This is a genomic window from Bradyrhizobium murdochi (assembly GCF_000472965.1).
Taxonomy (GTDB): Bacteria; Pseudomonadota; Alphaproteobacteria; order Rhizobiales; family Xanthobacteraceae; genus Bradyrhizobium; species Bradyrhizobium murdochi.
Genome location: NZ_AXAU01000057.1, coordinates 1 through 7,945 on the forward strand (window position 1 = coordinate 1; position 7,945 = coordinate 7,945).

Consider the following 7,945-nt stretch of genomic DNA (forward strand, 5'->3'; position numbering starts at 1 on the left):
AAATCGGTTATCCCATTCCCCCCTTCGACTTGTCGGTCCCCGGCGTCTCCAGCTTGTCTGCCGACCTACACAAATACGGGTTCGCCGCCAAGGGCGCGTCCTTGCTCCTTTTGGCGGATCGCGAGAATCAGAAGTACCAGCGCTTCGAGTTCAGCAATTGGCCGCGTGGCAGTTTCCTGTCCCATACCTTCCAAGGGAGTCGAGCGGCAGGGCCCATCGCATCGGCATGGGCGGTGATGAATACACTCGGCCACGCCGGCTATCGGGAGATCGCGCGCGTGATCATGGACACCAAGGAGCGGCTCATTGCAGGCGTGGAGCAGATCAAGGGGCTGCGGGTGATTCGACCCAGCGATCTCTGCATTCTGCTGTACGACTCGGTTGATCCGGACGTCGACATCTATGCCGTCGCAGATCGCATGGGCGAGAAGGGATGGCTCGTCGGCAAATCGATCACGCCAAAGGCAGTTCATATCGCGCTCAATCCTGTAGTCGTCCCCGCCCTCGATGACTACCTGGCTGATCTGGCTGCGTGCGTCCAGCAGGTGCGCCGCACGAACGAGGTCGGAAAGGTCGATCTCCACACGTACTGAGAAACTCGGATCGCTGGGCAACGAATTCGGCGCATGGGTAGCCCGCACGAAATCCGGTTCTCATATTCACGAGCTGCGAGGAAAATCGAATGTCTCTGATTCAACGCTCCGAAAACCTTTGGGAGTTTCAAGACACTTGTAACGTTTACGTTCTGAAAAGTGGCGCGGAATGCCTGTTGATCGATACAGGGTCCGGCGCCATTATCCAGCATCTTGCCGCTATCGGAATCAAACGCGTCGATTGGGTTCTACATACCCATCACCATAGGGATCAGTGCTGGGGAACGCCGATTGTTAAGAAGGCCGGAGCGAAAATTGCCGTGCCAGAATACGAACGGCACCTGTTCGACAATGCCGAGGCCTATTGGCAAGCGAGGCGCGTCTATGGAAACTACAACGACACCAACACATTCTTCTCGCTAGGGACCAATCTTCCGGTCGATGCAGTTCTCGAAGATTACGGCACCTTTGTCTGGAAGGAGTATAAGTTTCGCGTGCTGCCAGCGAAAGGGCATACGTACGGCATGATCAGCCTCATCGCAGAGGTGGACGGCAGAAAGGTCGCGTTTACCGGCGATCTGATGACGAGCGGCGGGAAGCTCTATCAGCTTCACGCAATGGAATATAGCTACGGCTGCTTGGTTGGCATTGAATTTACAATGCAATCGATTCTCGCCTTGAAACAAGAGGATGTGGCGACTGCCTACCCATCGCATGGGGCGCCGATCCGAGAAGTGGCAGGAGACATTGGCAAACTCGAATCGAGACTTGAGGCGCTTGCCAATCTAGGCAGGCTTTTTACCTCGGGCTCTATCAGTTTCAAGGACTGGCAGACTATACGCGAGAGCAAGCTGCAGCCGATCACGAAGCATTTGCTGTGGGCCGGACCCTACACCTGCTCCAATTTCTACATCGTGCTGAGTGGTAGCGGCCACGCCATGCTGATTGACTACGGACTGATTTCTAACGCTCATCTCCATTTTTCCAACGATCATGGTAGCTATCAAGCCCTGCGTTTCGTTCAGCATCACCTCGAGCAGCTACGCGACGATTACGGGGTGCGGGAAATTGAACTCGTCGTTCCCACGCACATCCATGACGACCATGTCTGCGGAATACCGTTCCTCCAGCGACATTTCGGCACGCAGTGCTGGGCTCTCGATTGTGTCGCCGAGGTCATTGCCGATTCCCCTGCGTGGGCGAGCACGCCGTGCTGCTTCCACAAGCCGATCAAAGTGCAACGGATTCTGCGGGATGGTGAGGCGTTTCACTGGAGAGGGTTCGACTTCGAGATCTATCACGCCCCAGGTCAAACCGAATACCACGCAGCTATCTTGGGTAAGATCGACGGAAAGCGGATCGTCTTTGGGGGGGACAATCTGTTTCTCTTCAATCCTCAGGCCGGGGGGATCGAGCGCGAGATCGCCATCCAGTCCACGGTTATGCGCAACAGCTTTCAGTTGGATATGCATCGCCGCTGCGCGAACGTGATACGGGCGACGAACCCTGATCTCGTATGTCCCGGACACGGAGAGCTGATTCCCATGGATCACTCGATGGTCGCCGAATACACCGACTACATCCAACGCAAGGAGGCAGCATTCCGCGATGTTGTGCCTGAACCCGCAGACCACTTCATCGACCTATTCTGGGCACGCATGCTGCCATACCTTTCAGAAGCGCGCCCGAACAGCGAGGTCGCGTATACGATCAGGATTCGAAACAACTTGGAGCGCGCGGTGTTTACAGAGCTCGCCTCCTACCGCCATTTGGTTGGACATCGCTTGTAGAGGCGGAAAGCATCACGCTCGATCCGGGTGAGCGCGGCGAGATAGTGCTTAGGGCGACGGCGCCCTCGGAGGTCGATCCGCGGCGAAGGCTCATGACCGCCGAGATTCTAATCGATGGTCTGTCGCAGGGTCCTGTATGTGAAGCCCTCGTTTCGATCTTGGCGGATGAACAACGCTTATGATTTTATTGTCAACGGCGGCGGCTCTGCGGGTGCGTTTTGGCGGCAGAGCACCGGCCAACTGGTGGCTTCTCAATTTCAAACGGGTATGAGCGGGAAAGAGTGCCGTGGCATGGGCCGCTTAGCTGGGCATAAACTAATCACCTGTCCGATGCCGTGACCACGTGGACAAGAAGAAGGTAAACGAGGAATTTGCAGGCTATGACCGTGTGGGACTACATCATCGTTAATGGAGGCTCGGCTGGCTGCGTGCTCGCCAATCGCCTGAGCGAGGATGCAAACGTCAAGGTGTTGCTGACCGGGGCCGGTCCACGCGACAAGTCAATGTGGATCGACATGCGTGCAGGGTACACCAAGCTCATGAACAACAGAAAATTCAATTGGAACTATAAAGATTGGAGATCAACGACGGCGTCGCCCCCAGGCGTCTGCCGAACGCGTGCTGGGTGGCTGCAGCTCCATTAACGGGATGCTGTATGTGCGCGGCCAGCCGCTTGATTACGACACCTAGAATCAGTTAGGCAATCGCGGATGGTCCTACGAGGACGTTCTGCCCTACTTCAAAAGTAGGAGCACTACGAGGGACAGGGCGACGGCTCGCGCGGTAGGGGCGGGCTCCTCAATGTGCGTGACGTCGTGGAACGCCATGTGTTGTGCGACGCTTTCATCGACGCCGCCGAAGCCAGCGGCTTTCCTCGGAACCAGGACTACAACAACGGACGGCCGGACGGTTTCGGTTACTACCCAGGTGACCATCGAGAACAATCGGCGCTGGTCAGCGGTTCGGACCTTTTTGGACCCTGTGTGAAGTCGACCGAACCTGCGCATCTAAACTGATGCGCTTGTGGACTACCTCCTACTCGAGGGCAAGCGCGCGGTCGGTGTTGCTTATGTCGTGCGCGGCGAAAAAGCGCGAGGCGTGCTGCTGTGGCCGGGAGGTGATTGTTTCGTGCGGTGCCCTCCAGTCGCCGGGTGTGCGTTCGCCATTACCTAAGCTTCAAAATCGCCGAGAGGCCGCGCGTCGACAATGGCCTCTCGGGAGTCTTCCTCAGGTGCTAATCGAAGGCTACTGCGCTTGCAGGAAGTCGCAAGCAAACCCGCTGCCCTTGCGTCGTATCCTAACTACGGAGGGCGAAACGAAATGCCCCGTGCAGCACAGTGTGTCTGTGTCGCAGTAGCGCTCAAGGAACGCCCGCCGTCGCGATGGCGGCTTGCGACGGATCGGCGTCATACTGCCTGAAAGCTCTGGATATAGCGCTTGCAGCGGCGAGTACATCAGATCGCCCCAAAATACAGCGTGATCCTTGTTTCGGCCGAAGGCAAATGCGACGTGGCCTAGTGTGTGGCCAGGCGTCGGCAACATACGAATGTGGTCCGCTATTTGATGATCATTTTCGACGATCTCGGCACGGCCGGCTTCAACGATCGGGAGCACGCTATCGGCAAATTCGGGAACGGATGACTTCTTGTTCAGTTCGTACCAATATTCGAACTCGGTTCTGAGGAAGATATAGCGGGCGTTTGGAAACGTAGGCACCCAGCGGCCATTCTCCAGACGAGTATTCCAGCCGACGTGATCGCTATGCAAATGCGTGCGCATGACGAAATCTATCTGGTCGAATGTAATGCCGGCAGCATTCAACGCCTTTTGGAAAATATCGTCTGTTTTCATGTGCCAGCTTGGCCAACCTGATCGCGACTTGTTGTTGCCAACTCCAGTGTCGACCATGATTGTATGATGTGGCGTCTTAACAACGTAGCACTGGAGGCACGTAATCAGTAGGTCGCTGTCGTCCAACAGCTTCTGCTGCCGCATCCATTAGCGCCTGTTCTGAGGCCGACAGTCAGTTCTTTCGCGTTCTCTTGAGGAAGCTAGACTGAATTCCAAGCGCTTATGAGAAGGTCGTGAGAAGACCCGAAAAGGATGAGGTTTCGAACAAAGAGCCGCGATCACCGTTCTTGAGGCGAAAGCGGCGAGAGGGTTGTTTCCGTAGCTTGATCGGCCGGTCTTCGGTCCGAAGTTGCTGGGCTGGAGTTAGTAGTGCATCCTCCTCCTTGTTGTTGCAAAGGCGGTTTTCCAGCCAAGTACGCAATCGCTGGATATTCATCGGTCGCGCCCTAATGGCGAGTGCCCTTTTAAGAGCAGGCAATACTGACTCGTACGGCAAGTCACCAGATGAGCGCTTAGCTTATTTCGGAATACCTTTCACTGTGCACAGCGATACCTAACGGGTATGAGTTCTCCTAAATCGGTATTGGCTGGCCCGAGATTATACGCCCATAATGCAAGGCAGAAACGACAAATTGTAAGGAGGGACGTCTTGCGTTCGATCTCAAAGCTCTCATTGCTGTTCCTGCTGCTCACGTCGGCCGGCTATTCGGCTTCCACGTCTGCACAAACAGACGATCCTCTTTTCGCTTCGATCCGCAAAGCCGGCGAAGTCAAGGTGGCGCTGGCCTCATTGCCTCCTTTCATGGAAGTGTCGCCGACCGGGGAGGCGAAGGGTTCTGTTGTTGAGTGGCAGAACCAGGTGCTCAAAGGCATGGGCCTGCCACCGCTAAAGGGGGTGCTCACGGAATGGACCGCAATGATTCCAGGACTGCTCTCTCACCAATACGATTACGCCGGGGCCGGTCTCAACATCACAGAAGCGAGCTGCAAAACAGTCGTGTTTTCGAGGCCCACTTTCGCGGGTCAGATCGGGCTGTTTGTCTTGCCCGGGAATCCTAAGCATCTGACGAGTATCGCGGAGCTTGCGCATCGCCCCGACATCAAAGTGTCGGTAATCCGGAGTTCAGGACAATACGAATACCTGCAGAAAAAAGAGCTCAAGTCCGAGCAAATCACATTCGTCCCTGACGCTCAGGCTGGTGTCGCAACGGTTACCGGCGGTAGGGTAGATGCGTTTATTGTCGGTCAATTCACGGTCACCAAACCGAAAGAGAAAGGTGTTGAGGTGATCGTAGACAGGAATTCGCCCGTATATGCCTCCGGCGTCGCCTTTCGCAAGGAAAGCGTGAAGTTCCGTGACGCATTCGACAAACAGTACAGCATATTGTTCGAAAACGGATTTATGCGCGAGCTGGTGAAGAAGTACATGCCCGACAACGGTGAAGAGGTACTGGATCTGCAATCCAAATTCACAAAGGCCAGTGATGTCGTGCCAAGCTGCGAATAGGGCGGAACCACAGTGTACGCAGTTCTAGAATACTGGCCCGCACTCACGCAGGGGGTATGGGTTACTGTGTGGGTGGCCCTGTGTATTATTCCCGGGGCGGCGATCGGTGCGATTATTCTTGGTGCGCTGAGACTTTCAGAAAATCCGGCGTTGCGAGTCGTCTCAATGCTTCTCATCGAGGCCATTCGCGCGCCGTCGGCTCTGGTTCTCCTGTTCTGGGTTTTCTATGCGCTGCCACTTGTCCCGGGCATGCCGCGCCTGAGTCCCGTCGCTGCGGCGATTTTCGTGCTCGTTCTCGATGGAGCCGCCTACGGAGCGGAGATCGTCCGTGCTGGTATCGAGGCCGTGCATCGCGGGCAAACCGATGCGTGTCATGCACTTGGGCTGAGCAAACTGCAGAGTTTTGCGAAGGTTGTTTTGCCGCAGGCGCTCTCGCAAATCGTGCCCGCTTTCGGCAGTCTGGCGAGGAGCATGGTCAAGTGGACCGCGATCGTGAGCTTCATCGGCGTGCAGGATGTGCTATATGTCGCGAACTATATTCGCGGGCAAACCTTCGAGACGGTTGCCGTTTTTTGCCTGCTTGGCGCCATCTATTGGATCCTAACTGTTCTTTGCGGCCTTGCCTTTCGCGCGCTTGAAGAGGTGCTCCCACTGAACCGTGCTCTGCGAGCTGCGCGATTGTCAGTCCAAGGAGCTCCTGCGTTGGATGCGCATGCAGGAGTCGCTCAATGACGTGGGATTGGAGCTTTGCGCTTGCGAGTCTGCCTGATCTCATGGTGGGCGTTTGGTACACCATCCTGGTGACGGTTGCGGCCTCGACGATTGCGTTGATTGGCGGGCTGCTGCTCGCAATCCTAGAGAGTGTCAGCACCACGGTCGGGCGAGCCTTTGTGCGCTTCTGGCTTGAACTCTTCAGAGGTGTGCCGACCCTTGTTCTACTGTATTTCGTCTTCTATGCGCTCCCAAGCGCGGGAATTACTCTTCCGGCCATTCCCATTGGCATCGCCGTGTTGGGAATTGTTTACGCCGCGTACTGCTCGGAGGTGTACCGAGGTAGCCTGATTACGATCCCGCGCGAGCTGCGCGACGCCTGCGTTGCGCTCAATTTGAGCCGGTATATTATGTGGCAACGCGTCCTTGTTCCGCTGATGATCCAACGGGCTGTTCCCGCTCTTCTTAATTACGTGCTTGGCATGTTCCGGGAGACTGCGGTGCTCTTTGCGATCGGGGTGCCGGTGCTGATGAGCCAAGCTAACGAGGTCAGCTACGAACACTTTCGATATCTCGAGCCCTTTACCATCGCGGGTTTCATCTATTTCGGCCTGAATGTGCCGTTCCTCTTCCTTCTTTCCAGAGCCAAGGACAAGCATGGTTAGCACCGCGGAATTTAGCCAACCGGGACCCTTCGAGCCCGCAGCCGCTGCAGCCGTCAATCCGATGGAGGCAAATGGAGCCGCTCTCGAACCGCAAGCCGACATGTGGGCTATCGAATTCAAAAACGTCTCTAAATCATTCGGTGCTCACCGCGTGCTAGTAGATCTCGACCTGAAAGTGAGGCCGGGTGAAAAGGTCACGCTCATCGGCCCGAGCGGTTCAGGAAAGACAACCGTGCTGCGCCTGGCAATGACGCTCGAGAAGCCCAGCGGTGGAGATATCCGGGTTTTCGGCGAGAGCATACTATTTGATGCAGCGGGCCAGCCGCTATCGAGCTCGCAGGAGGCGCGAATCCGGCGCCGGTGCGGCATGGTTTTTCAGCAATTCAATCTATTCCCGCATCTGACTGTGCTGCAAAACCTGATTTTGGCGCCAATGACTGTGTTGAAGCAGTCCAGAGAGCAGGCTGAGAAGAGCGCGTTCGAATACCTTCAGATGGTGGGTCTGAACAGCAAGGCGCATTCATATCCAGCGCAGCTATCCGGAGGTCAGCAGCAGCGCATTGCCATCGCTCGGGCGCTGATCTTGAAACCTGAAATACTTCTGCTCGATGAAATCACCTCAGCGCTCGATCCTGAGCTCGCCGGGGAAGTCCTCGACGTCGTTCGAGGTGTTGCGCACGAGTCTAACGTGTCGCTTCTGATCGTAACGCACGAGATGCGCTTTGCACGCGAGGTCTCCGATCGCATCGCTGTCTTCGACGCTGGCCGTATCATCGAACAAGGTCCACCCGACCAAATCTTCACCAATCCCGTATCCGAGCGCACCCG

Annotated in this window: 7 protein-coding genes and 1 pseudogene; 7 read left to right on the plus strand and 1 reads right to left on the minus strand. The window is 56.1% G+C overall.

Going from position 1 to position 7,945, the window contains the following annotated elements:
• From YUO_RS47440 to YUO_RS44235, 3 genes and pseudogenes are all read left to right on the plus strand, one after another.
• Positions 1–593, plus strand: a pseudogene (locus YUO_RS47440) (pyridoxal phosphate-dependent decarboxylase family protein); the annotation flags it as partial.
• Between the two features lie 89 nt (positions 594–682).
• Positions 683–2,383 carry an MBL fold metallo-hydrolase gene (locus tag YUO_RS0137275; RefSeq protein ID WP_028351672.1) on the plus strand — a complete coding sequence of 567 codons (1,701 nt, stop codon included), beginning with the start codon at positions 683–685 and terminating at the stop codon, positions 2,381–2,383.
• 380 nt (positions 2,384–2,763) lie between these two features.
• Positions 2,764–3,027, plus strand: a complete 264-nt coding sequence (locus YUO_RS44235) for a GMC family oxidoreductase N-terminal domain-containing protein (RefSeq protein WP_028351673.1) — start codon at positions 2,764–2,766, stop codon at positions 3,025–3,027.
• Positions 3,028–3,628: 601 nt separating this feature from the next.
• On the opposite strand, the gene YUO_RS43290 is transcribed toward YUO_RS44235, so the two are convergent.
• Positions 3,629–4,378 (minus strand): MBL fold metallo-hydrolase, encoded by a 750-nt coding sequence (locus tag YUO_RS43290; protein ID WP_083754888.1) that lies wholly within the window; start codon positions 4,376–4,378, stop codon positions 3,629–3,631.
• Positions 4,379–4,883: 505 nt separating this feature from the next.
• Between YUO_RS43290 and YUO_RS0137295 the strand changes: the two genes are divergently transcribed.
• The 4 genes from YUO_RS0137295 to YUO_RS43295 form a co-directional block, all read left to right on the plus strand.
• Positions 4,884–5,741 carry a transporter substrate-binding domain-containing protein gene (locus YUO_RS0137295; protein WP_028351675.1) on the plus strand — a complete coding sequence of 286 codons (858 nt, stop codon included), beginning with the start codon at positions 4,884–4,886 and terminating at the stop codon, positions 5,739–5,741.
• A gap of 12 nt (positions 5,742–5,753) precedes the next feature.
• A complete protein-coding gene (locus YUO_RS0137300; RefSeq protein WP_083754890.1) occupies positions 5,754–6,473 on the plus strand; it encodes an amino acid ABC transporter permease in 720 nt (239 codons plus the stop codon).
• The gene (locus tag YUO_RS0137305; protein ID WP_028351677.1) at positions 6,470–7,117 is read left to right on the plus strand and encodes an amino acid ABC transporter permease; all 648 of its coding nucleotides are present in this window, start codon (positions 6,470–6,472) and stop codon (positions 7,115–7,117) included. The genes YUO_RS0137300 and YUO_RS0137305 overlap by 4 nt, the downstream gene beginning before the upstream one ends.
• A 100-nt stretch (positions 7,118–7,217) precedes the next feature.
• On the plus strand, positions 7,218–7,945 hold a 728-nt coding region (locus tag YUO_RS43295; protein ID WP_035728544.1), incomplete at its 3' end, for an amino acid ABC transporter ATP-binding protein.

Coding starts and splice junctions, on each gene's coding strand:
- YUO_RS0137275 (WP_028351672.1), top strand. CDS start 683: ATGTCTCTGATTCAACGCTCCGAAAACCTTTGGGAGTTTCAAGACACT.
- YUO_RS44235 (WP_028351673.1), top strand. CDS start 2,764: ATGACCGTGTGGGACTACATCATCGTTAATGGAGGCTCGGCTGGCTGC.
- YUO_RS43290 (WP_083754888.1), bottom strand. CDS start 4,378: ATGCGGCAGCAGAAGCTGTTGGACGACAGCGACCTACTGATTACGTGC.
- YUO_RS0137305 (WP_028351677.1), top strand. CDS start 6,470: ATGACGTGGGATTGGAGCTTTGCGCTTGCGAGTCTGCCTGATCTCATG.